Origin of the sequence: Acidocella sp. (assembly GCF_036489515.1) — a bacterium.
Taxonomy (GTDB): Bacteria; Pseudomonadota; Alphaproteobacteria; order Acetobacterales; family Acetobacteraceae; genus Acidocella.
The window spans coordinates 32,855-55,499 of the sequence record NZ_DASXFO010000089.1 but is presented as its reverse complement, the minus strand read 5'-3'; the positions used below and the strand labels follow the sequence as shown (position 1 = coordinate 55,499).

General features: G+C 65.3%; 17 protein-coding genes. 10 read left to right on the top strand and 7 right to left on the bottom strand.

Annotated elements, in window-relative coordinates; translation table 11 throughout:
* The 8 genes from VGG47_RS12995 to lpxC form a co-directional block, all read left to right on the top strand.
* Positions 1-432 (top strand): UDP-N-acetylglucosamine--N-acetylmuramyl-(pentapeptide) pyrophosphoryl-undecaprenol N-acetylglucosamine transferase (locus VGG47_RS12995; protein ID WP_331539228.1); only part of this gene is annotated, 432 nt, incomplete at its 5' end.
* A 187-nt stretch (positions 433-619) separates the two neighbouring features.
* Positions 620-2,041, top strand: a complete 1,422-nt coding sequence (murC, locus tag VGG47_RS12990) for a UDP-N-acetylmuramate--L-alanine ligase (RefSeq protein ID WP_331539226.1) — start codon at positions 620-622, stop codon at positions 2,039-2,041.
* Entirely contained in the window at positions 2,038-2,925 is an 888-nt protein-coding gene (gene murB, locus VGG47_RS12985; RefSeq protein ID WP_331539224.1) for a UDP-N-acetylmuramate dehydrogenase, read from the top strand. Before murC ends, murB begins: the two co-directional genes overlap by 4 nt.
* Positions 2,922-3,827, top strand: coding sequence for a D-alanine--D-alanine ligase (locus VGG47_RS12980; RefSeq protein WP_331539222.1), 906 nt, complete (start codon positions 2,922-2,924; stop codon positions 3,825-3,827). The genes murB and VGG47_RS12980 overlap by 4 nt, the downstream gene beginning before the upstream one ends.
* The gene (locus tag VGG47_RS12975; protein WP_331539220.1) at positions 3,815-4,762 is read left to right on the top strand and encodes a cell division protein FtsQ/DivIB; all 948 of its coding nucleotides are present in this window, start codon (positions 3,815-3,817) and stop codon (positions 4,760-4,762) included. The genes VGG47_RS12980 and VGG47_RS12975 overlap by 13 nt, the downstream gene beginning before the upstream one ends.
* A gap of 15 nt (positions 4,763-4,777) precedes the next feature.
* A complete protein-coding gene (gene ftsA / locus VGG47_RS12970) occupies positions 4,778-6,088 on the top strand; it encodes a cell division protein FtsA (protein ID WP_408842059.1) in 1,311 nt (436 codons plus the stop codon).
* 48 nt (positions 6,089-6,136) lie between these two features.
* Positions 6,137-7,675, top strand: coding sequence for a cell division protein FtsZ (gene ftsZ / locus VGG47_RS12965; protein WP_331539218.1), 1,539 nt, complete (start codon positions 6,137-6,139; stop codon positions 7,673-7,675).
* A gap of 331 nt (positions 7,676-8,006) precedes the next feature.
* Positions 8,007-8,948 carry a UDP-3-O-acyl-N-acetylglucosamine deacetylase gene (gene lpxC / locus VGG47_RS12960; protein ID WP_331539216.1) on the top strand — a complete coding sequence of 314 codons (942 nt, stop codon included), beginning with the start codon at positions 8,007-8,009 and terminating at the stop codon, positions 8,946-8,948.
* 153 nt (positions 8,949-9,101) lie between these two features.
* Here the strand turns inward: lpxC and VGG47_RS12955 are convergent, their stop codons facing one another.
* Together VGG47_RS12955 and VGG47_RS12950 are read right to left on the bottom strand one after the other, a co-directional pair.
* Entirely contained in the window at positions 9,102-9,911 is an 810-nt protein-coding gene (locus VGG47_RS12955; protein WP_331539214.1) for a sulfotransferase domain-containing protein, read from the bottom strand.
* Positions 9,912-10,047: 136 nt separating this feature from the next.
* Positions 10,048-12,756: a DEAD/DEAH box helicase gene (locus VGG47_RS12950; protein ID WP_331539212.1), complete on the bottom strand. Its 2,709-nt coding sequence runs from the start codon at positions 12,754-12,756 to the stop codon at positions 10,048-10,050.
* A 234-nt stretch (positions 12,757-12,990) separates the two neighbouring features.
* Here VGG47_RS12950 and VGG47_RS12945 point away from each other — a divergent pair.
* A protein-coding gene (locus VGG47_RS12945; protein ID WP_331539210.1) for an IS5 family transposase occupies positions 12,991-13,742 on the top strand; the annotation gives its coding sequence in 2 pieces (ribosomal slippage) (positions 12,991-13,321 and positions 13,321-13,742; 753 coding nt in all).
* A gap of 146 nt (positions 13,743-13,888) precedes the next feature.
* Here the strand turns inward: VGG47_RS12945 and VGG47_RS12940 are convergent.
* From VGG47_RS12940 to VGG47_RS12925, 4 genes are all read right to left on the bottom strand, one after another.
* Positions 13,889-15,031: a nicotinate phosphoribosyltransferase gene (locus VGG47_RS12940; RefSeq protein WP_331539208.1), complete on the bottom strand. Its 1,143-nt coding sequence runs from the start codon at positions 15,029-15,031 to the stop codon at positions 13,889-13,891.
* The gene (locus tag VGG47_RS12935) at positions 15,028-16,422 is read right to left on the bottom strand and encodes a class II 3-deoxy-7-phosphoheptulonate synthase (RefSeq protein WP_331539206.1); all 1,395 of its coding nucleotides are present in this window, start codon (positions 16,420-16,422) and stop codon (positions 15,028-15,030) included. Before VGG47_RS12935 ends, VGG47_RS12940 begins: the two co-directional genes overlap by 4 nt.
* A gap of 54 nt (positions 16,423-16,476) precedes the next feature.
* Positions 16,477-17,856 (bottom strand): glutathione-disulfide reductase, encoded by a 1,380-nt coding sequence (gene gorA / locus VGG47_RS12930; protein ID WP_331539204.1) that lies wholly within the window; start codon positions 17,854-17,856, stop codon positions 16,477-16,479.
* Between the two features lie 210 nt (positions 17,857-18,066).
* On the bottom strand, positions 18,067-21,075 hold the full coding sequence (locus VGG47_RS12925; protein WP_331539202.1) for a glycosyltransferase: 3,009 nt from the start codon (positions 21,073-21,075) through the stop codon (positions 18,067-18,069).
* Positions 21,076-21,244: 169 nt separating this feature from the next.
* Here VGG47_RS12925 and VGG47_RS12920 point away from each other — a divergent pair, with 169 nt between their 5' ends.
* Positions 21,245-21,775, top strand: coding sequence for a hypothetical protein (locus VGG47_RS12920; RefSeq protein ID WP_331539200.1), 531 nt, complete (start codon positions 21,245-21,247; stop codon positions 21,773-21,775).
* Between the two features lie 29 nt (positions 21,776-21,804).
* Here VGG47_RS12920 and VGG47_RS12915 read toward each other — a convergent pair whose 3' ends face one another.
* Positions 21,805-22,611 carry a YgfZ/GcvT domain-containing protein gene (locus tag VGG47_RS12915; RefSeq protein ID WP_331539198.1) on the bottom strand — a complete coding sequence of 269 codons (807 nt, stop codon included), beginning with the start codon at positions 22,609-22,611 and terminating at the stop codon, positions 21,805-21,807.
* Positions 22,612-22,645 lie beyond the last annotated feature (34 nt).

Below are 22,645 nucleotides of genomic sequence, written 5' to 3'. Positions count from 1 at the left end.
CGGGCGGAGGATCTGGACCGCGCGAAGGCCGCCTATGGCGCGTGTGGTGTGTCCGCGGAGCTGGCGTCGTTCTTTCCCGATGTGGCCGCGCGGTTGGCGGCGGCGCATTTGGTGATCTCGCGCGCCGGGGCTTCGAGCGTGGCGGAGCTCGCGGTGGTGGGGCGGCCGGCGATTCTCGTTCCGCTACCGGGCGCGATCGATGATCATCAGAGTGCGAATGCCCGCGCGTTGGTGGCGGCACGCGGGGCGTCGATGATGGCGCAAAGCGATGTCTCGCCGACGACTTTGGCCGAGCGGCTGACGCTGTTGCTGGACGAGCCCGACATGCTGGCACATGCGGCACGCGCGGCAGCGACGATCGGGCAGGCGGACGCGGCGGCGCGGTTGGCCGATCTGGTGGAGGCACGCATGCGTCAGGAGGTGCACGCATGAGACTCGCTTCCGGAACAATGGTGAAAGAACGAGTGTCCCGCGTCATGCCGGGCTCCCGGGCTCGGCCGAAGGCCGACCCGAGGACAGGCTCCCGCCCGGCATCGACGCCTTCACGTGTTGCGCGAAAGCAAGGCGTGGGTGCCGGGGCCAAGCCCCGGCATGACGGCGAGGGCTGGGGGGGCTGGCTATGAGAGCACTGCCCCTTTCCATCGGCACGATTCATTTCGTTGGTATCGGCGGCATCGGCATGTCGGGCATCGCCGAGGTGTTGCACAATCTCGGCTATCGCGTACAGGGCAGCGACATTTCGGACTCGGCGAATGTGAAGCGGCTGCGCGATGCTGGCATCAAGGTGATGATCGGCCATGACGCGGCCAATCTGGGTGATGCGCAGGTAGTGGTGGTCTCTACCGCGGTGAAGCGCGACAATCCCGAAGTGGCGGCGGCGCGCGCGCATCTGATCCCGGTGGTGCGGCGGGCCGAGATGCTGGCCGAGCTGATGCGGCTGAAATGGTCGATCGCGATCGGCGGCACGCATGGCAAGACGACGACCACCAGCCTGATCGCAACGGTGCTCGAAGCCGCGAAGCTCGATCCTACCGTGATCAATGGTGGCATCATCAATGCCTACGGCACCAACACGCGATTGGGCTCCGGTGACTGGATGGTGGTGGAGGCGGACGAGAGCGACGGCAGCTTTCTGCGCCTGCCGGCGGTGATTGCCGTGGTGACCAATATGGACCCGGAACATCTGGACCATTGGGGCACCAAGGAAGCCATGCTCGCCGGTTACGATCAGTTCGTCTCCAACATCCCGTTCTATGGCTTTGCCGTGCTGTGCATGGATCACCCGGCGGTGCAGCAGATGATCCCGCGGCTGTCGGATCATCGCGTTGTGACCTACGGATTCTCGCCGCAGGCCGATGTGCGGGCCGAGCGGGTGACCACCGATCGGAACGGCGCGACGTTCGACGTGGTGGTGGCCGATCGCGCGCGCAAGCGGGAACGCAAGCTGGGACCGTTCCGGCTGCCGATGCTGGGCCAGCACAATGTGCAGAACGCGCTGGCGGCGGTGGCGGTGGGTGTCGAGATGGATATCGACGACGCCACGCTGCGCGGCGCGTTCCTGGGGTTCCGTGGGGTGAAGCGGCGCTTCACCAAGACCGGCGAGGCGGGCGGCATCACGGTGATTGACGATTACGGGCATCATCCGGTGGAGATCGCCGCGGTATTGAAAGCGGCGCGGCAGGCGGGCGCACGAGATGTGATCGCGGTGGTGCAGCCACATCGGTATACACGCCTGCACTCGCTGTTCGACGAGTTCTGCACCTGCATGAACGATGCCGGCACGGTGATCGTCGCGGATGTGTATGCCGCCGGCGAGGCGCCGATCGAGGGTGTGGACCGCGACGCGCTGGTCGAAGGTTTGCGCGCGCGGGGCCATCGTTCCGTCGTGCCGCTGAATGATCCGGCGCATCTCGCGGAAATGGTGCATGCCATCGCGCGCCAGGGCGATTACGTGATCTGCCTGGGCGCCGGCAACATCACCCATTGGGCGGCGGCACTCCCGGGCGGGCTGCAGGCGCTGCAAACGCAGGCGCGGCGATGATGACGCTGCCTGACATTCGCGGCCGGATTGCCAAAGGTGCGACCCTGGCGCCGATGACCTGGTTTCGCGTCGGCGGGCCGGCGGAGTTTTTGGTGCGCCCGGCGGATGTCGACGATCTCGGCGCGCTGCTGCGGCAGTTGCCGCTGGAAATGCCCGTCACGGTGATCGGTGCAGCGTCGAACCTGATCGTGCGGGACGGCGGCATCCACGGCGTGGTGATCAAGCTGGTGCGCGGTTTCAGCGACATCGTGGTCGAGCCCGACGGCATCATCGCCGGGGGGGCAGCTTTGGATGTGACCGTCGCCGAGCATGCGGCCACGGCGGCGCTGTCCGGCCTGGAATTTCTCTCCGGCATTCCGGGCACGATCGGCGGCGCGGTGGCGATGAATGCCGGGGCTTACGGCGGCGAGATCGCCAATGTTCTGGACTGGGCCGAGATCGTCACCCGTGCCGGGGACCTGGTGCGCGTGACCCCGATCGAGCTCGCGCTCTCATACCGCCACGCCAGCCTGCCGCCGGATGCGGTGGTGGTGCGGGCGCGGCTGCGCGCGCGGCCGGGCGATGCCGGGGTGATCGCCGCGCGCATGCAGGAGATCAAGGTCAGCCGCGAGGCGACGCAGCCGGTGCGCGCGCGCACCGGGGGCTCGACCTTCGCCAACCCGCCGAACATGAAGGCGTGGGAGCTGATCGCCGCCGCCGGCTGCCGTGGCCTACGCCGCGGCGACGCGCAGGTTTCGGAACTTCATTGCAATTTCCTGCTGAACAACGGTGAAGCGACGGCTGCGGATCTGGAGGGCCTGGGCGAAGACGTACGCGTGCGCGTCGCGCAAAGTTCGGGTGTGTCGCTGCGTTGGGAAATCAAGAGAATTGGAGTGCCAGGATGACCCGCGTTGCGGTTCTGCATGGCGGCATGTCCGCCGAACGGGAAGTGAGTTTGACCTCGGGCGCGCAGGTGATTGCGGCGCTGCAGGGCCTTGGATTCGACGTGTTGCCGGTAGAGGTCAGCGATGATCTCGGCGCGCTGATCGCGGCGCTGACGCCGGCGCCTGACGTGGTGTTCAACGCGCTGCACGGACGCTTCGGCGAGGATGGCACGATCCAGGGCGTGCTGGATTATCTCGGCATCCCCTACACCCATTCCGGCGTGCGCGCCTCGGCGCTGGCCATGGACAAGGCCGCGGCGAAGGCGGTGTTCGCGGCGGCGGGGCTGCCCGTGGCGCCACACCGGATCATCGATGTGGCCGAACTCGCCGATCACGATCCGCTGCCGCCGCCTTATGTGGTGAAGCCGGTGAACGAGGGCTCCTCGGTCGGCGTGTACATCGTCAAGCTGGGCGACAACAGCCGCGCGAAAATCGTCGAGGAATGGCATTACGGCCCGGCAATGGCCGAGCTTTACGTGCCGGGGCGCGAGCTGACCGTGGGGGTGCTGGAAGACCACGCTCTGGCGGTGACGGAAATCCTGCCGACGGAAAAATTCTACGACTACCACGCCAAATATGCGGCCGGAGGGTCGCGCCACGTGGTGCCGGCGGAACTGCCCGAGGCGATCACGCAGCGCGCCCGCGAGATCGCGCTCGCGGCGCACCAGGCGCTGGGCTGTCGCGGCGCGTCGCGGGCGGATTTGCGCTATGACGATGCCAGCGGCCGGCTGGTGCTGCTGGAGGTGAACACGCAGCCGGGCATGACGCCGACGTCGCTGCTGCCCGAGCAGGCAGCCTATACCGGCATGAGTTTTCCGGCGCTCTGCGCCTGGATGGTGGAGAGGGCAGCATGCCGCGCGTGAGCGCCGACAGCGATGACGGGATCAGGCAGCCGCCCAGCCGGCCGCCGCGCCCGCGTGCGAAAAAAGCCGCACCGGCGCAGGATCGTCTGTCATCGCGGGCGCTGTTCATCCGGCGCATACGGCGCAGCCTGCGGCCCGGCCTCGGGCTGGTCGGCGGGCTGGTGGTGGTGATCCTCATCGCCGAACTGGTGCGCTCGGTGCCGGAACGGTCGGCAACCGCCGCAGCGCCGGTCCGTCACAGCTCGGGCTTCGCTTCGATCGGTAAGATGCTGGGGCTGCGTATTTCCAATGTGCAGATCGTCGGCGCCAAGGAGACCGACATGACGCTGCTGCGCCGGGCCATCGGCGTGAGCGACGGAGAGCCCACATTCGGCTTCTCGCTCACCGCGGTGCGCCAGCGCGTCGAGCAGCTGGGTCCGGTGCAGACGGCGACGGTGGAGCGCGAGCTGCCCGGTACGTTGATCGTCAGCATCACCGAGCGCAACGCCTTCGCCATCTGGCAGACCGGCGGCAGCAACGGCCAGCCGCCCAAATTCGAACTGATCGACAAACAGGGCAATGTCATCGCCGACCAGAATGCGATCGCGGCGAAACGGCGCGAGCCCTGGCTGCTGCTGCTGGTCGGCGCCGACGCGCCGCAAAACGCGCAGGCGTTGATGACCGAACTGCAAGGCGCCCCCACCGTGCTTTCGCATGTGGTGGCGGCGGAGCGGGTGGACGGCCTGCGCTGGAACCTGGTGCTGAAGGACCGGACCGTGGTGATGCTGCCCGATGCCGGCGAGGCGGCCGCGATCACCCAGCTCGCGGCGCTGCAGACGAGCCTGCAGCTGCTCGACCGTCCGGTGGAAGTCATCGATCTTCGCATGCCTGGACGACTCGTTGTGAGGCCGTATCCTGTGCCTCAACCCGAGTCGGGAAAGTCCCGGCACACATGAAGGAAGCGCTTGCCAATGAATGACATGTCGCGCCGCACCCAATCTTCCGACCGTGCGGTCAGGCCGCTGCCGGATGAAACGATGTGGGTTCGCGGCGTGCGCTCGGGCCCGTTCGGCGTGCTCGACATTGGCTCGACCAAAATCGCCTGCCTGATCGGCCGCGCCGAATCGGATGGTAGGCTGCGCGCGCTGGGCTTCGGCTGGCAGAAGAGCCGCGGCATCAAGTCCGGCGGTATCATCGATCTCGACGTGGCCGAGAAGGCGATCCGCGCGGCGGTGGGAACCGCCGAGGAACAGGCCGATATCCGGCTGAAATCGGTCTATGTTAATCTGTCCTGCGGTCAGCCGGAGAGCCGCCTGTTCAACGTGCAGTGGCCGGTGGATGGGCGCGCGGTGACGGCGGACGACATCAAGCGCGTGGTGCGCGAGGCGCGGGTCCGCGCGATGTCCGAGGGGCGCGCCACGATCCATGTGCTGCCGCTGAGTTTTTCCACCGACGAGACGATCGGCGTCAGCGATCCGCGCGGGCTGTTCTGCGACACGCTGACCGCGCAGCTGCACGTGGTCGACTCCGGCAACACCGCTTTGCGCACGCTGTCTGCCTGCCTGTCGCGCTGTGAGCTGGACATCGCGGCGCTGGTCTCCGCGCCGATGGCGGCGGGGCTGGCCTCGCTGGTCGATGACGAGCGCGAACTCGGCGCCACGGTGGTGGACATGGGGGGCGGCACGACGACGTTGGCGGTGTTCGCCGAAGGGCGGCTGCTGCACACCGCGCAGCTGCCGATCGGCGGCATCCATGTGACCAATGACATCGCGCGCGGATTTTCCACCTCGGTCGCGCATGCCGAGCGCCTGAAGGCGTTGTATGGCAATTGTCAGGGCAGCCCGGATGATGAGCGCGAATTGCTGCCGGTGCCGCAGGTCGGCGAGGACGAACACCAGATCATGAAAGTTCCCCGCTCGATGCTGATCAGCATCATTCGGCCGCGGCTGGAGGAGATTTTCGAGCTGGTGAAAGATCGCATGGAAACCGCCGGCCTGGGCAGCACCGGCGGCACGCGCGTGGTGCTCACGGGCGGGGCCTCGCAGCTGGGCGGCGTGCGCGAGATGGCGGCGCAGATTCTCGAACGAAATGTCAGGCTGGGGCGCCCCGGCGGCATGATCGGCCTACCCGATTCAGCGACTTCGGCGAACTTCGCCACGCTGGTCGGCCTGCTGGCCTTCGCCACCGGCGACGGCCAGACGATGCAGGACATCAACTTCGAATCAGAACGCCACGGCGGCTGGCTTCGTGGTGTCGTCGACTTTTTGAAAAATCGCATTTGACATGAAAACGGCGCGTTCTTTACCGACATTGTCCGAGGAGATTCTGTAATGACCCTGAACCTGACGATCCAAAAGACGTCGCATACCGACTTCACGCCACGCATCACGGTCTTCGGTGTGGGGGGCGGCGGCTGCAATGCCGTCAACAACATGATCTCACTGAATCTGCCGGGCGTGGATTTCGTCGCGGCCAATACCGACGCGCAGCAGCTGCAGCGCTCGCTGTCGGAAAAGCGCATTCAGCTCGGGCCGCATCTCACACAGGGCAACGGCGCCGGCGGCCGCCCGGAAGTCGGCCGCGCCTCCGCCGACGAAGCCGCCGACGATCTGGCGCGGCATCTTGAGAACACGCATATGGTCTTCATCACCGCCGGCATGGGCGGCGGCACCGGCACCGGTGCGGCGCCGGTCATCGCCCGCATGGCGCGCGAACGGAACATCCTCACCGTTGGCGTCGTCACCAAGCCGTTCGCCTTCGAGGGCAAGCGCCGCATGCGCGCCGCCGAAGAGGGCATCAACGAGCTGCAGTCCTATGTCGACACGCTGATCGTGATTCCCAACCAGAATCTCTTCAAGGTCGCGAACGAGCGGACCGGTTGGAAAGAGGCCTTCGAGATGGCCGACAACGTCCTGTACATGGGCGTGCGCGGCGTCACCGACCTGATGGTGATGCCCGGCATCGTCAACCTGGACTATGCCGATATCCGCTCGGTGATGTCGGAAATGGGCAAGGCGATGATGGGCACCGGCGAGGCCGAGGGCGAGGACCGCGCGATTCGCGCCGCGGAAGCCGCGATCAGCAATCCGCTGCTCGAGGACACCAACATGAAGGGCGCGCGCGGCCTGCTGATCAACATCACCGGCGGTTCCGACGTGACGCTGTTCGAGGTCGACCAGGCGGCGCACCGCATCGGCGAGGAAGTCGACAAGGACGCGAACATCATGTTCGGCATGTCGCTGGATGAGAGCCTGGCCGGGCGCATCCGCGTCTCCGTGGTCGCGACCGGCATCGACAATGCCTCGCCGCAGGTGGGCCAGATGCCGAAGCTGCAGGTCGTAAATGGTGGCCCCACCGATCCGGTGGCGTTCCCGCCGCAGGTTCAGCAACCGGCGCCGCAGCCGATGCCGGCGCAACCGGTGCCGGTGCTGGGCCAACCGTTGCAGGCGCCCGCCGCGCGCGGTTCGGGTTATGTGCCGGAACCGCCGACAGCCCCCCTGGTGTCCCGCGCCTACGCGCCGCGCGCCCCTGAGGAGCTGGGATTCAGCGAGCCGGTCGCAGCACAGATGCCGCCGCAGCCGCGCATGGCACCGCCGGTGCGCACCGCCGCCCCCGTGGCCGAGCCGCAGCGCAGCCACGAGCCGAGCCGTGCGACCAGCATCTTCAAATCCGTGTTCGGATTTGGCAGCGCGCCCAAGCAGGCGCCGCAGCCCCAGCCGGTCCGCCACGAGCCGGCGATCCATGTCGACCAGCACGACCCGCAGCCCGTGGATCAATACCGCGAACCGGCACGCGCCACCGTGCGCCCGGCGCAGATCGACGAAATCGGCCTGGAAATTCCCGCCTTTTTGCGCCGGAATAATTCCTGAAGGGAAGGCTACTTTTTGTGAACAAAAAGTAGCAAAAAAACTTTTTTAACGCTGGGCCATGGGCTGTGTCGCCGACAACGCCCGTGGTCCAGCATAGCCAAAAGTTTTTGCGCCGCTTTTTTCAAAAAGCGGCCACTTGAAGCTTGCTCAATAAGCCCGCCATGTCCATGGCGGGCTTATTGATTTCAATGTCGGTTGAAATCAATAAGATGTGTCACTTTAAAAGCTGCATTATCAGAAGCTTAGGGCGACATAATCAGAAATAATGATTGACTGGCCCGACGCGGGACGCGGCGCTAGATTGCAACGCATCATTAACGATGGGACCATTATGTCGTCTTTGCGTGACCGCCATAGCCAGACCGGCTTCGAGCTTGCAGCCATGCCGCGGCGGACGCTGAAGAGCGCGATTTCCTGTGTCGGGCACGGCTTGCATGGCGGCCAGGATGTGGCGCTGAAACTTCTGCCGGCTCCCTGCGGCAGCGGCGTGGTGTTCCGTCGCACGGATCTCGGTGTGTCCATTCAGGCCAAATTCGACCAGGTGAACGATACGCGGCTCTGCACCGTGCTCGGCGAAGGCGCGGCGCGGGTCGGCACCATCGAGCACCTGATGGCCGCGATCGCGGCTTGCGGAATTGACGACCTGGTGGTCGAGGTGGACGCCGCGGAGTTGCCGATTCTCGACGGCTCCGCTGCGCCCTTTCTGTTCCTGATCGAGAGCGCCGGCACCATCGAGCAGGGCAGCCGCCGCGACATGCTGGAAATCCTGCGCGTGGTGCGGGTCGAGCATAACGGCGCGTTTGCGGAATTGCGTCCACACAATCCGGGCGGCGTCGGCTTCGACCTGTCGCTGGCGATCGAGTTTTCCGCCGCCGCGATCGGCGCCCAGGCTTACAGCCTGCATCTCACGGCGGAGAGTTTCGCGCGGGAAATCGCCGCGGCCCGCACCTTCACGCTGGCCGGCGAAGTCGAGGCGCTGCGCAAGGTCGGGCTCGCCAAAGGCGGCAGCCTCGCCAACGCGATCGTCGTCGATGGCGACAAAATTCTGAATCCCGAAGGCCTGCGCTGGGCGGATGAATTCGTGCGGCACAAGCTGCTGGACGTGGTGGGCGATCTGGCGCTCGCCGGCGCGCCGATCTCCGGCCGCTTTGTCGGCAGCCGCACCGGCCACGCGCTCAACAACCAGCTGCTGCGCGCGGTGTTCGCCGACGCGGCGAATTACCGTTTCTCCTCCGCCAGCCTGGCCGGGGTACTGCAGCTCACCGCCGCCTGAGTGAGAAGAAAGTAGCCGCTTTTTAAAAAAGCGGCGCAAAAATTTTTGATTATGCTGGGTCATGGGCTGTGTCAGCGACAACGCCCATAGTCCAGCATAATCAAAGTTTTTTTGCTTCTTTTTGTTCACAAAAAGAAGTCTTCCTTTTGCTTATTAGAGATAACCAAAACTCCGCATAACCTCGCCATGCGCGGCGATGATGCTTTGCGCCTGGGCGGTGGTCAGCACGTCGCGCCATTGCCCGCTTTTGCCGGCGCGGAAGAAGGGCGTTTGCGCCGCCGTGCCGTGCGCGCGATAGCCGGAATCCCTCTCCTGCGTGGCGAGGATCGAAAAATCGCTGAAGGCGATGGCGCGGCGCAGCCTTTCCGCATCTACGTTGGGGCTGAGGAAACGCGCGACACGGCCAAACGCGGCCTCCTGATTCGCCAGCAGGTCTTCATAGCGGACCAAAAGACGGTTTTTGGCGCCGACCCAGGAGCGCGCATGCTCCGACCATGAGCTGAGAAATTCGAACACCTGCAGATCCGTGCCGCGCAGGGCGGCGCGTGGATCGGCCATGAGGGCGATGATCTCGTCGAGGCTCATGCCGGTATAGGCGCTGTAGGACACCGCTACGTCGCGCGGATCGCGCACGACATAGATCGTTCCAGCCGTTACCGCCGGCGTGCACAGCGGCACGTCATGCATGGCGAGATTGGCGTTATGGGTTTTGACGAAGACCGGTCCGTGATGCAGCTCCGTCAGCCGTTGATGCACAGCCGGCCGCGCTTTTTGCACATCCGCCGGGGTAAACGCCGTGCCCGGCGCGCCGAATAACGCTGCGGCGCATTCCACCACTGAAACATCCGTTAGCGCGTTGATGCTCTGCGGCGCCTCCGGCTGGAGCAGGAAATTATGCAGGAACGCCCGCAGCCAAGTGTTGCCGGATTTCGGGTAGGAAGCGAGCCAGACGAGTTTACCCACGCTGCATCCTATTCAGAAAAAAAGCGGCGCAAAAATTTTTGTGACTCTGGGCCATGGGCGTTGTCCCCGACAACGCCCATGGCCCAGAGTCACAAAGTTTTCTTGCTTCTTTTTGTTCACAAAAAGAAGTCTTTCTCTACGCTGCTTCACGCTCCGCATCCGGCGAGCCGAACAGGAAGTTGATGTCGTCGGCGTTGAGGGCGAGGCTGCCGGTGTCGGCGAAGGCGATGCTGGCGAGTTCCGCCTTGCGCTGTTGCAGTTCGAGGATGCGTTCTTCCACCGTATCCACGGCGATCAGCTTGTACACGAACACCGAGCGCTTCTGCCCGATACGGTGCGCGCGGTCGGAGGCCTGCGCCTCCACCGCCGGGTTCCACCACGGATCGTAATGGATGACGGTGTCGGCCGAGGTGAGGTTGAGGCCGCGCCCGCCCGCTTTCAGGGAGATCAGGAACAGCGGCACTTCGCCGGCCTCGAAGGAACGTACCGGTTCGGCGCGGTCGCGGGTGTCGCCGCGCAGCTCGACGAAGGGAATGCCGGCCTCCTGCAGCCGTGGCTTCATCAGGTCGAGCATCGAGGTGAACTGCGAGAACACCAGGATGCGCCGCCCCTCGGGGATCAGTTCGGAGACCATCTCCATCAAATCGTCGAGCTTGGCCGAGGATTCGGTGGCGCGGTTCTGCCCCACTTTCACCAAACGCGGGTCGCAGCAGGCCTGGCGCAGTTTCAGCAGCGCGTCGAGCACGATCACGCGGCTCTGCGCCAGCGTGCGTTCGGCCATCTGCTCGCGCACGGTCTCGTACAGCGTGCCGCGAATCGTCTCGTACAGCTCGCGTTGGTCCGGGGCGAGGGTGATGCGGCGCAGGATGGTGTGCTTGGGCGGCAGTTCGGTCGCCACTTCGGATTTGGTACGGCGCAGGATGAAGGGGGAAATCCGCTGCACCAGCTGCGCGCGGCAGACCGGATCGCCATTCTTTTCGATCGGCGTGCGGAAGCGCTTGGCGAAGCCGCGCCGGTCACCGAGCAGGCCCGGCATCAGGAAGGCGAATTGCGACCATAATTCATCGAGATTGTTCTCGATCGGCGTGCCCGAGAGGCAGAGCTTGTGCGTGGTGTGCAGCTGGCAGACCGCGCGCGTCGCCCGCGCCTCGGGGCTCTTGATCGCCTGGGCCTCGTCGAGTGCCACGATGTGCCAGGAGATGCGCTTCATCTCCTCGATGTCGCGGGTCAGCACCGTATAGGTGGTGACCACCACGTTCACGTCGTCGAGCCGTTCGCGGCGTTCGTGGCGGTCCATGCCGTGCAGCACCGCGACCTTCAGATGCGGCGCGAATTTTATCAGCTCCGCCGACCAGTTGGCGACCAGGCTGGTCGGCACCACGATCAGCGCCGGGGCGGTGAGGCGGCCTTCGGCATGTTCGACGCAGATATGCGCGATGGTTTGCGCGGTCTTGCCCAGGCCCATATCGTCGGCGAGGAAGCCGCCCAGCCCGTGGCTGGCCAGATGTTGTAGCCAGTCCACGCCATATTGCTGATAGGCGCGCAGCTCGGCCTTGAATTCCTCCGGCACCAGCACCGGAATGATTTCCGGCTCGCCGCGGAATTTTTCGACATAGGCCTCGATCGTCGCGGCGTTCTGCCAGGAGGTGGTGAGCACATCCTCCAGCTCCAGCACCGTGGCGGCGGCGCCGACCGGGAGCACCAGCGCCTTCTCGGCGGTGCGGCCGGCGGATTCGATCAGGTCGCCCATCACCGCCAGCAAGCGCTTGATGCGCTCAGCCGGCAGCTTGATCACCCGGCCGTCCTCCATGCTGGTGATGATCTCGCCCTCGACGATCTGCGCCGCGTCGATGCCACCGCGCGCCAGCAGATGTTCGAGGATCGGCAGCAGCGGCTGGCGCACGCCGTCGACCTCGATGCCGAATTCGAGGCTGAAGCTGCCGGTCTCGGCATCCTCCACCTGCACGTCGATATTGCCGACATTGTCGGCCAGCTGCGGGCCGAAATTGGCGTCGATGCTGCTCTGCCAGCCCAGCGCCGTGAGCTCGGGCACGCGCACCGCGACGAAATGGTGCCATTTCGCCGCCGCTTCCTGGCCGCGGAACACCAGCACGCGCTGGCCGCGCGCGGATTTGCCGTCGGCCACGCGCATCTGCACGAAGGCGTCGGGGCGCAGCGCGTCGAGCGCCGCCACCTCGGCGACGGTGTCCCGGCGGATGAAGGCGATCTGCCCGGCGGATTTGACGCGGATGAACTGTGCCTCATCGGCGCCGTCGACGCGCACGCCGCCATAGTCGAAATCCAGCGTGAGCACGTCGATCATGCGCTGCCGGCCGAATTCGTCCGGCGCGTGCAGGCGGCGCAGGCGCAGCACCGGGGTGGCGGGGCGTTCCAGCACGGTGGCGCCGGGTTCCGGCGACTCGGGCATGATCGGCGCGATCACCGCCGCGCGCGGGCGCCGGCCGGTGGGGCGCAGCCGGGTCGGTGGTGGCGGCGTGGTGCGCTCATGCGCCGGAATGATGGTGTCGATCAGCGATTTCGGCGCGGCCTTGCGCAGGTCGGGGAACTTCGCCAGCGCCGCCAGCGCGGTGGCGGCCAGATGCCGGCAGCCGCGCTCGCCACAGCTGCATTCGCGTTCGGCGAAGGAGATCCGGCTGCCCTTTTTCTCCGGGGTGATGCTGGTGGAGCGCCTGGTCCCGTCCATGTCTTCGACAGCGCCGGTGATGGTGTCGCCTTCCAGCTCGACTTCCTTCACGAAGCCGAGGGCGATCACGCTCTGCGCGCGGCGGAGGATGGTCGCATCGAAAATCCGGTCAAAATCTTCAGCGGAATACGGCACCGGCATCGGCTAACCCTTCACTCAAATTGCAACTCCGGGTTTGGCCCGATCCTTTTGGCCTCATCGCTACGCGGGCCAAAGGGTCTAATAGCTTATTCTGCGGAAAAGGGCAGGGGGGAAGTGACGATTTTTGCCGCGCTGTGGCAGGGCTGCTTTGCGTTGAAGGAAAGCGGTCGCTTTTTGGGGCTTGTTGAGATTTAGGGATTCCCCTGGTCACGGCGTTTGTGATTCACGCTTTTCATGGACCGCTTTGCACTGACGGACGCTCAATGGGCGAAAATGGAGCCGCACTGTTTGGGGAAGCCGAGCGACCCTGGGCGGAGTGGCAAGGATAACCGCTTATTTTTGGAGGCTGTTCTGTGGATTGCCCGGACAGGCAGCCCGTGGCGTGACCTGCCGCCGTTTTTTGGCAAGTGGAACACGGTGTTCAAGCGCTACAGCGATTGGGTGAAAGCCGGTGTTTTTCGGAGGCTTTTCGAAGCCGTGTCGGATGATCCCGACATGGAGTACGCCATGGTCGATGCCACCGTCGTGAAGGTCCATCGGCACGGCCAGGGCGCAAAAGGGGGACCCAAAGCCAGGCCATAGGCCGAACCGTCAGTGGTTGGGCGACCAAAATCCTGGCGCTCACCGACGCGTTGGGTAATCTCGTGCACTTCCTCCTGATGCCAGGTCAGCATTACGATACCGTCGGTGTCCCACCGCTCATTCAGGACATCGAATTCGCTGGTCTCATCGCTGACAAGGCCTTCGATATCCATTCAATTGCCGATGAAATGCAAAAACGCGGGGCAAGCATTGTCATCCCGCAGCGCAAAAACCGCGTCGAAAAGCGTCCGATCGACCGCGATATCTACAACTGGCGCCATCTCATCGAAAATTTCTTCGCCAAACTCAAGGAGTTCAAGCGCATCGCCATGCGAAGCGACAAAACAGACCAAAGCTTCAAAGCAATGGTCTATCTCGCCTCAGCCGTCATCAATTCACGATGAATCTCAACAAGCCCTGGAAAAAGCGACGCAAAAACTTCTTTTTATGCTGGGCTATGGGCGTTGTCAGCAACAACGCCCATAGCCCAGCATAGCAAAGTTTTTTTGCTACTTTTTGTTCACAAAAAGTAGTCTTTGCTTCCTCTCGCTCAGCCCCGGTCCCGCTGTGCGGTGCGCAGCAGAAACTCGCGCCCGACCTTCACCAGCGGCTGGCCGTCATAGGCGACGATGTCGGCGGTGGCATAGGTTTCGCTCCAGCGTTCGGGGATGAAGCTGCCGGTGCCGACGATGTCGATCGGCGCGTGCGAATCGGCCATCACGCTGCATTTCTCCACGCCGAAGCCGGAGGAGACGATGAGCCGCACCCGCTCGAACCCCTCCTGGTCCAGCACTTCGCGCATGCGCCAGACGGCGGCGGAGGAGACGCCGGTGCCGATCAGGTAGTTCAGCTCGGCCTGGCTGCGGTAGCGGCGCAGCGCGCCGGGGGCGTGGCGCTCCAGCACTGCGTAGCTCTGCTGCGGATCCAGCCCTTCCATGAAGCGCCCGCCATGCGTGTCCAGCCGCACCGCGATCCGCCCTTCCCGGGCGAGGTCGGCGAAATGCCGGCAGACAGCGAGGCCATCCGTCACCTCGCGGCCGAAATAATCGACCAGCACGGTGAGGTTTTCGCCGGGGAAGGTTTCCACGAACATTTCCGCCGCGCGCAGTGTGGAGCCGGCATAGCCGATCAGCGCGTGCGGCATCGTGCCATAGCCGTGCGTCGCGCCGAAATAATGCGCCGTCCAGTCATTGGCGTTGCCGACAAAGCCTTTGGCGCCCTCGGCCTGGGCCGCGCGGGAGCCGACCGCGGCGGCATAGGCCATGATCTCCTGCATTTCAGCACCGGCGCAGTGCCGCGCCTCCATGGCCAGGAAGGAGGCGTTCGGCAGCGCCATGCACATCTGGAAGGCGTTATGCGCGGCGACGCAGGCGGCACCGATTTTTTGCAGGAAGATCGTCTCGAGATTCGCCAGCGCGGCGAAGCTGCCGGTGATATAAACCACCGGCTCGCCCGCGCCGACCCAGCTGCCTTCGGGATGCACCAGGTCGATCTCGAACGTCTCACCGCGTGCCTTGGCGACCGCTTCCAGCCATTCCACCATCAGCGCCGGCGCGGAAACCACCGGCCGGCGCAGAAACACCGCATAGGTGACGCGCCGGTCGCCGAAGCGGCTGACGATGGCGCGCGTGCGGTTGAAATAGGCGTCCGTGCGCGCGGCGATGTCGGCGTCGTGCAGCGGCGTCGGGGTCATGCGGCGTGCCGCTTCGCCCGCCGCATTTTCAGCTCCTCGGCCAGGAAGAACGCCAGTTCCAGCGCCTGCTCGGCATTCAGCCGCGGATCGCAGAACGTCTCGTAACGGCTGCCGAGATCCTCTTCGGAGAGGCCGCGTGCGCCGCCGACGCATTCGGTCACGTCCCGCCCAGTCATCTCCACATGCGCGCCGCCGGCAACCGTGCCCTCGGCGTCATGGATGGCGAAGAAGTCGCGCAGTTCGGAGACGATGGCATCGAAGCGCCGCGTCTTGATCTTCTGCGCCGTGCTGATGGTGTTGCCGTGCATCGGGTCGCACAGCCAGACCGGGCTGCGCCCAGCCTGCTTCACCGCGCGCAGCAAAGCGGGCAGCCGCGCGCCGACCTTGTCGGCACCCATGCGGGCGATCAGCGTCAGCCGGCCCGGCTCGTCATGCGGGTCCAGCCGGTCCATCAGCCGCAGCAGGTCGTCCACTTCCATGCTGGGGCCGACCTTCATGCCGATCGGGTTCTTGATCCCGCGCATGAATTCCACATGCGCGCCGTCGAGCTGGCGCGTGCGGTCGCCGATCCAGACGAAATGCGCCGAGCAGGCATAGTGATCGCCGGTCGTCGAATCGACGCGGGTAAGCGCCTGTTCGTAGGGCAGCAGCAGGGATTCATGAGAGGTGTAGAAATCGGTCTCGCGGATCTGCGGCGCCGAAATGCTGGTCAGGCCGCAGGCGCCCATGAAGTTCAGCGTCTCGTCGATGCGCCCGGCCAGGTCGCGGTAGCGCTGCACCAGCGGCGAGCGCTGCACGAATTCGAGGTTCCAGCGGTGCACTTCATGCAGGTCCGCGTAGCCGCCTGAGGCGAAGGCGCGCAGCAGGTTGAGCGTGCCGGCGGACTGGAAATAGCCGAATTCCATGCGTGCCGGGTCGGGCAGCCGCGCCTGGGCCGAAAATTCCGGGCCGTTGACGATGTCGCCGCGATAGGAGGGCAGGCTGACGCCGTCGAGCGTCTCGGTGTCGGAGGAGCGGGGCTTGGCGAACTGCCCGGCCATGCGGCCGAGCTTCACCACCGGCACCGCGCCGCCGAAGGTGAGCACGACAGCCATCTGCAGCAGCACGCGGAAGGTGTCGCGGATGACGTTGGCGGTGAAGTCGCCGAAGCTCTCGGCGCAGTCGCCGCCTTGCAGCACGAACGCCTGGCCGGAGGCGGCCAGGCCGAGCTGCGCCTTGAGGCGCCGAGCCTCGCCGGCAAACACCAGCGGCGGGAAGCGCGTCAGCCGCGCCTCCATGGCCGCCAGCTTCGCTTCATCCGGATAGCTCGGCACCTGCCGGATGGGGCAGTTGCGCCAGCTGTCGGGGGTCCAGTCTTCGTTTCCTGTCCGGACCGGGGTCGTGGTATCCATCGTGTCTCCAGAACCTCAAGTTTCAGGCTTTATCGCGCGAAACCGCGCGGAACGCTACTCGGCGGAGGAAACTTCGCCGACAACCCTGGTCTGAGTGCGTAACGTGACGAATTCCTCGGCCGCGGTCGGGTGAATGCCGATGGTGCGGTCGAAATCCGCCTTGGTCGCGCCCGCTTTCATCGCCACGGCCAGGCCTTGCAGGATTTCCGGCGCGTCCTCGCCCAGCATATGCGCCCCGAGGATCTTGTCGGTTTCCTGGTCGACGATCAGCTTCATCAGGGTCTTGCGCGCCCGGCCGGAGATGTTGTGGCGCATCGGCGTGAACCGGGTGAGGAAAATCTTCGCCGGGCCCCGTTGCGCCGCCTCGGCCTCAGTCAGGCCCACGGTGCCGATCGGCGGGATCGAGAACACCGCGGTCGCGACATTCTCCAGGCTCACCGCGCGCGGGTTGTTGCCGAACAGCGTGTCGGCCACGGCATGGCCCTCGGCGGTGGCGACCGGGGTGAGGTTCAGCCGGTCGGTGACATCGCCGATGGCGTAAATATGCGGGACCGAGGTGGCGAGGCTCTGATCCACCAGGATTTCGCCCAGCCGGCCGGTTTCGACGCCGATCTTCTCCAGCCCCAACCCTCTGACGTTGGGCGCGCGGCCGGTGGCGAAGAATACCAGGTCGACCTCGAGCACCGAAAGGTCGGAGAGAGCGAGGTGATACGCCCCGTTCTCTTTCACCACGCTGGTCGGCACCGTATCGGGATGGAGCAGAATGCCATTCGCGCTCATCGCCTCGGCGAGGCCGCCCCGCAGATCCTCGTCGAAGCCGCGCAACGGCAGCGGCTGGCGGTAGACGAGATGCGTCTCGGCGCCGAGCCCGGCGAAGATGCCGGCGAATTCCACGCCGATATAGCCGCTGCCGATGGTGGCGATGCGCTTTGGCATCTCTTTCAGATAGAACGCGTCGTCGGAGATGATGCCGAGCTCCGCGCCCGGGATGTCCAGCCGGGTGGGGTGACCGCCGGTGGCGATGACGATCTTCTCCGCCGTGACGCGCTTACCGCCGACATCGAGCGTGTGCTCGTCGATGAAGGTCGCCCGCGCGTCGAAAATCTTCGCGCCAGCCTGGTCGAGCAGACGCCGGTAGATGCCGTTGAGGCGCAGGATCTCCTTATCCTTGGCGGCGATCAGCGTGGCCCAGTCATGGCCGCGTTTGGCGATGTCCCAGCCGAAGCCGCGCGCGTCATCCGCGCCGGCGCCGTATTCGGCGGCCATGACCATGAATTTTTTCGGCACGCAGCCGATGTTCACGCAGGTCCCGCCCCAGAAACGCTCTTCCGCCACGCCGACGCGGGCGCCATGGCCGGCGGCGATCCGGGCGCAGCGCACGCCCGCCGAGCCGCCGCCAATCACAAACAGATCAAAATCCACGAGATACCTCACAACAGCTTCTGCTCTCATGAAGGCGTGGGCCGGTTACGCGTCAAGGGTGCGGGGCGCAGGTCAAGAAAGCAGCCGCTTTTAAAAAAAGCGGCGCAAAAATTTTTGTTATGCTGGGCCATGGGCTGTGTCACCGACAACGCCCATAGCCCAGAGTAACAAAGTTTTTTTGCTACTTTTTGTTCACAAAAAGTAGTCTTCCCTTTTACTTGTCTATTCGACAACGGCGAGAGAAGGCCTGTGCAGCGCCAAAATGTCCGCGCCGCGCCGCGCCGCGGTTGCCGAGAAAAATTGTGCCAGCGAGACGTTTTTGCCGAGTGCGGGAATTCGGCCCGTGATGACGCCGTCGATCGTCTCCAGCACTGCGGCGGCCGGGCTGGGAAAGGGGAACACCACGCCGTAGCGCGCCGCGCGCACCCGTTCGGCCGGCGCGCCGAGATCGGGGACCATCGGCAGAAAGCCGGCCCGCACGGCCTCTGACAGCGTGTAGGAATAGGTCTCCGGCCAGGCGGAGAGAAACAGAGCGAGCCATCCTTTCGTCGCGGCGAGCAGGGACTTGAGATCCTCCTGCGCGTAGCGGCCGGTGACGGTGACATTGCCGATCGCGGACAGCGCCGTGTCGATATTGGTGTGGCCGATCACGCGGAAATGCAAATGCGGATGCGTCAGCCGGGCGAGCCGGGCGATCTCCTGCAACTGGTGCGAGCCTTTATGCGGGCCGATGGCGCCGAGCAGGACGATTTCGGAAACATTTTTCGCGCGCGGTCGGGTGATCGGGCGCGTGCGGCTTTCGGGGTGGGGCAGGACCTCGATCTTTTGTGCCGGAAATGCACGGGCGAGATGGCGTCTTGCGTCCTCGGAGGGCGTGACGACATGGCGGAACGCGGTGAACAGCGCGCCGAACAGCGTGCGGTGTTCGGCGGGCGTGAGGGTGTTCAGCACGGAATTTTCATGCGCGCCGTCCATGGCCACGCAACGCGCGCAGGTGTCGCTCGAAGTCAGGCCGCAAAAGCGCCCGACCGCGTCGATCATCGTCACGCGCGGGCAGGCGGCGTAGAAATCATGCGCGTAGAACACGCCGTGCCGCGTTCGTGTCCAGGCGCCGAGGCGGGCGATGAGGCCGGCATCGAAGCCCAGCAACTGGTGCACCAGCACATGGCTGGGATCGGCGGCCTCCAGCAGGCGGAACAACGCCTCGGTTTCGTCCGCCATGAAGCGGGCGCGCAGCAACGGCGCGTCGCAGGAGAGTTCCATCATCCCCTCGCCGATCCCGCTTAAGTGCAGCTTGGTGGCGCCGCCATAACCGATCCGCTGCTCGATATCGTCCATGGCTTTCGCCGTGCCGCCGTCGAGATGATTGCCCACCAGCAGGACGAAATGTTGCCGCCGGGCGGCACGTTCGAGACGCAGCCGGTCCAGCCCCCAGCGCAGCCGGCGCAGCCCGTCCTGCCGTTCGAATTCCATGATGACCGGCGTATATTCCGGATAGAGCGCGTTAAGCCGGGGCAGATTTTGCGCCAGCAAAGCGGATTTTTCGGTGGTGAAGGAGATGCTCTCCTTATGTTCCACCAGCACGCCGCCGGCGGCGACGTTGCGGTAGCCGAACCCGGCGGCGCGGGTGCAAAAATCGTTTTCCTCGCCGTAGCCGCGGCCGAAGGCCTCGTCGAACCGGCCGACGCGCGCCAGCAGCTCGGCCTTGATGAACAGGCAGAAGCCATGGCCGGTCGGCGTGTCGGCGTAGGTGCCGGCGCCGCTCACCAGCGCCGCCTGCGCCAGCTCGGCCCAGCCGATATCGGGCAGCTGCGCGCGGCGCAGTTCCACATGCGGGTAGGAAAAGACGGTGGCGTTGTTGGACATGGCTGTGACCGTGCCGATCTCCGCTTCGGCATAGGCGACCCGGTGCAGCTCCTGCAGGGCGCCGGGATAGAGGATCGTGTCGGAATTCAGGAGCAGGATATCGGCGCCGGCGGCGAAGCCGAAGCCCCGATTCACGGTGCGCACGAAGCCGAGATTCGTGGCGTTGGTGAGCACGACGATGTCGGGTCGCGCGGCGTAGCCGGCCAGCATCTCCGCCATTCCGGGCTCGGGCGAGGCGTCGTTGATCAGCAGCAGAAGCGCGTCGCCGCTTTGCGCCAGAACGGACTCGATGCAGTCTCGCGTGATCTCGACGCCGCGATAGACGGGAATGAGAATCACCAGGCGCGGCGGCGGCGGCGCGTTGGCGATCCGCGACACGATGAACCGGTCCTGCTGCCGGGTTTTAAGCAGAAAATCCTGCAGCGCTTGTTGCAGCACCGCGCGCTCGGCATCCGGCAGGGGGGTCGTGGCGCCGTGGCTGGCGAGACGATGCGCAGCGGCGACGGCGGCGGCGCGGCTGGCGAAAAGATACGGTCCGTCGAATAGTTCGGATCCACCAGCCAAATGCAGGCTGATCGTGCAGCTTTGTCGTCCCGGGGGCAAAGGCTTCAGATTTGCGGAGAAGCCGGGCGTGGTACAGCCGGGGAAGCGCCCTCGCACATCCTCCCGCGCATGTTCGCAGCGCATCCACGCCAGCGTTTTTCCGTCGCGCCGGATGTCCAGGCCGAAGCGGCGCGCCGGCGCCTCCGGCGAGATCAGCCAGCCGGAGACGGTTTCGGGCGTGATCGTCTCCAGATGGCCGGCGAGCGTGAGGTGGCACGGCAAGGTGGCGAGCGTGCGGCCCGCCACTTGGACATGAAGCAGGCGCTCAGCCCCGAAACAGCCATCATCCAGTTCGATGACGAAGCGCGCCGGGGTGAAGAGCGGATCGGCCGGCGCCGCTTGCGCGCAGGCGGTGCCGCGTCCGACCGCGCGCCCGTGCTGGTCGATGACGCTGATCTCAGGCGGCGTGAAATCCGCCGCGCGCTCGGTGACCCAGCCGCTGATCGTCGCCGCCTCGAGGGTGCAATACAGGTCGAACCGGCCGGAGCCGGTGATGATGGGCGAGCCCGGCAATTCCTCGCCGTCGGCGTAAACATGCAAATGCTGAGGTGCTGCGCCGAACGCGACCGGGATCCGGAAGGCGAGGGTGGTGCGGCCGAGGCCGAGGCTGGCGAGATCGGGCCGGTGCCGGGAGGCGCGCCCGGTGGTGAGCTGCTCCCCGCCGGACGTCGCGATGGTGATCGTCGCATTGCCGTGGCCGCCCAGGGCCCAGCCGACGACATAGCGCCCCTCCATACCGTCCACATGTCCGCGTAGGCCCATGGCACGCGCTCCACCCGCTCCGATCGGGAAGCGGAGTTTACGAAGGTGAAATGAAATGTTGCTCTTATGGTGGTGTCAGCGTTGCCTCACTAACCCGGCCTCGCTTATGACAGTACTCAAACATGGTAACGATATCAAAACAATATATTCGTTTCGGTGCGGAGGTTACATGTGGCCCTACAGCTATTTGATGAGCGGAAGCGGTGTTGCCGGCGGCCATTATGTCGAACTGCCGGAGACCAAGTTTTTCGATCTTCTGCAAAGGATCCTGGTGTTCGTCGAGGTCGATGAGGCGTGGTATCGCGCCACGTATCACGATGTGGACGAGGCGGTGCGCGCCGGGCGTTTGGCCTCCGCGCGGGAGCATTATGTCACGGCAGGTTATTTCGAAAACCGCTTTCCGCATGCGATTCAGGTCAATGAGTCCTGGTATCTTGCGGAATACCCCGATGTCGCCGAGGCCATCCGTACCGGTCTGGTGAGCTCGGCGACACAGCATTTCGAAAACGACGGCTTCAAGGAGAGAAGGTTGCCGTGGCGGGGCTGGTCGCTGGTGAAAACCGACGACACCCAAGCTTCCCGGTTGAACGATGAAACCAGGACAGGCAAGCGCAGGGGAAGGGTTCGCTTCGTCGTCAAAAAGAAGCCGAAAAACTTTGCGCTTCTGGACCGTGCCAATGGCCGCGCCATAGACACCTGAGACGCAAAAGGTCTTGCAGCTGCTTTCCTTTACTCGGCCAGGCGCATCCAGGCGGGAATTTGCGGGGTCACCGCAGCGCCGCCGGCGTGCAAAGGCTTGTCTAGAGCGTCCAGCCGCAGGGTCGCCAGCGCTTGGGCGCCGGCACTGGAGCGTAGCGTGCCGATCTCCGTGTCGCCGGTCATCACCGGCGTGCCGACCGGCATGGGCGCGCTGAGCGTCACCGGCACCAGACGGCGCTTGATCAGGCCGCGATATTTCGTCCGCGCCGTCAGCTCCTGGCCCATATAGCAGCCTTTGTCCCAGGAGACGCCGCTGAGCTCGTCGAACCCGGCTTCCAGCAGCAGCGTCTTGTCGGGCTCAAGGTCCGGCGGCCCGTTCGGCAGGCCGAGCGCCAGGCGGTACGCGTCGTAGTCGCCGCCGGTGGCGTTGGTGGGCAGGTCATCCGTGCTCAGGCACCGGTAGCCCGCCTCGGGGAGGCGCGGGTCCGGGGCGGTGACCGGGACCGGCGGGGGCATGCCGTTCCAGGCGGCATAGACCCGGACGGAGTCGGATAAGTCGGTCAGGTCCGCATTGGCGCGTAACTTACAGCGTTTCAGCCGGGTCAGGACCGTCCCCAGCGTCTCGCGCGGCACGTCCAGGAGCAGGTGATCGTCCTCGGCCAGGATGAAGAAATCGCTGAGATACCGGCCTTGCGGCGTCAGCAGCGCCGCCCAGACGGCCGTACCCGGCACGACGCGCGCGGCGTCGTTGGAAACGAGCCCGTTGAGGAAGGTCACGCGGTCAGGTCCGGTGACGGAAATCACGCCCCGGTCGGGGAGATATGCAAAATCAACCATGCTGACGAAAGTGGGCGCTTGGCGTGGCGGCTGC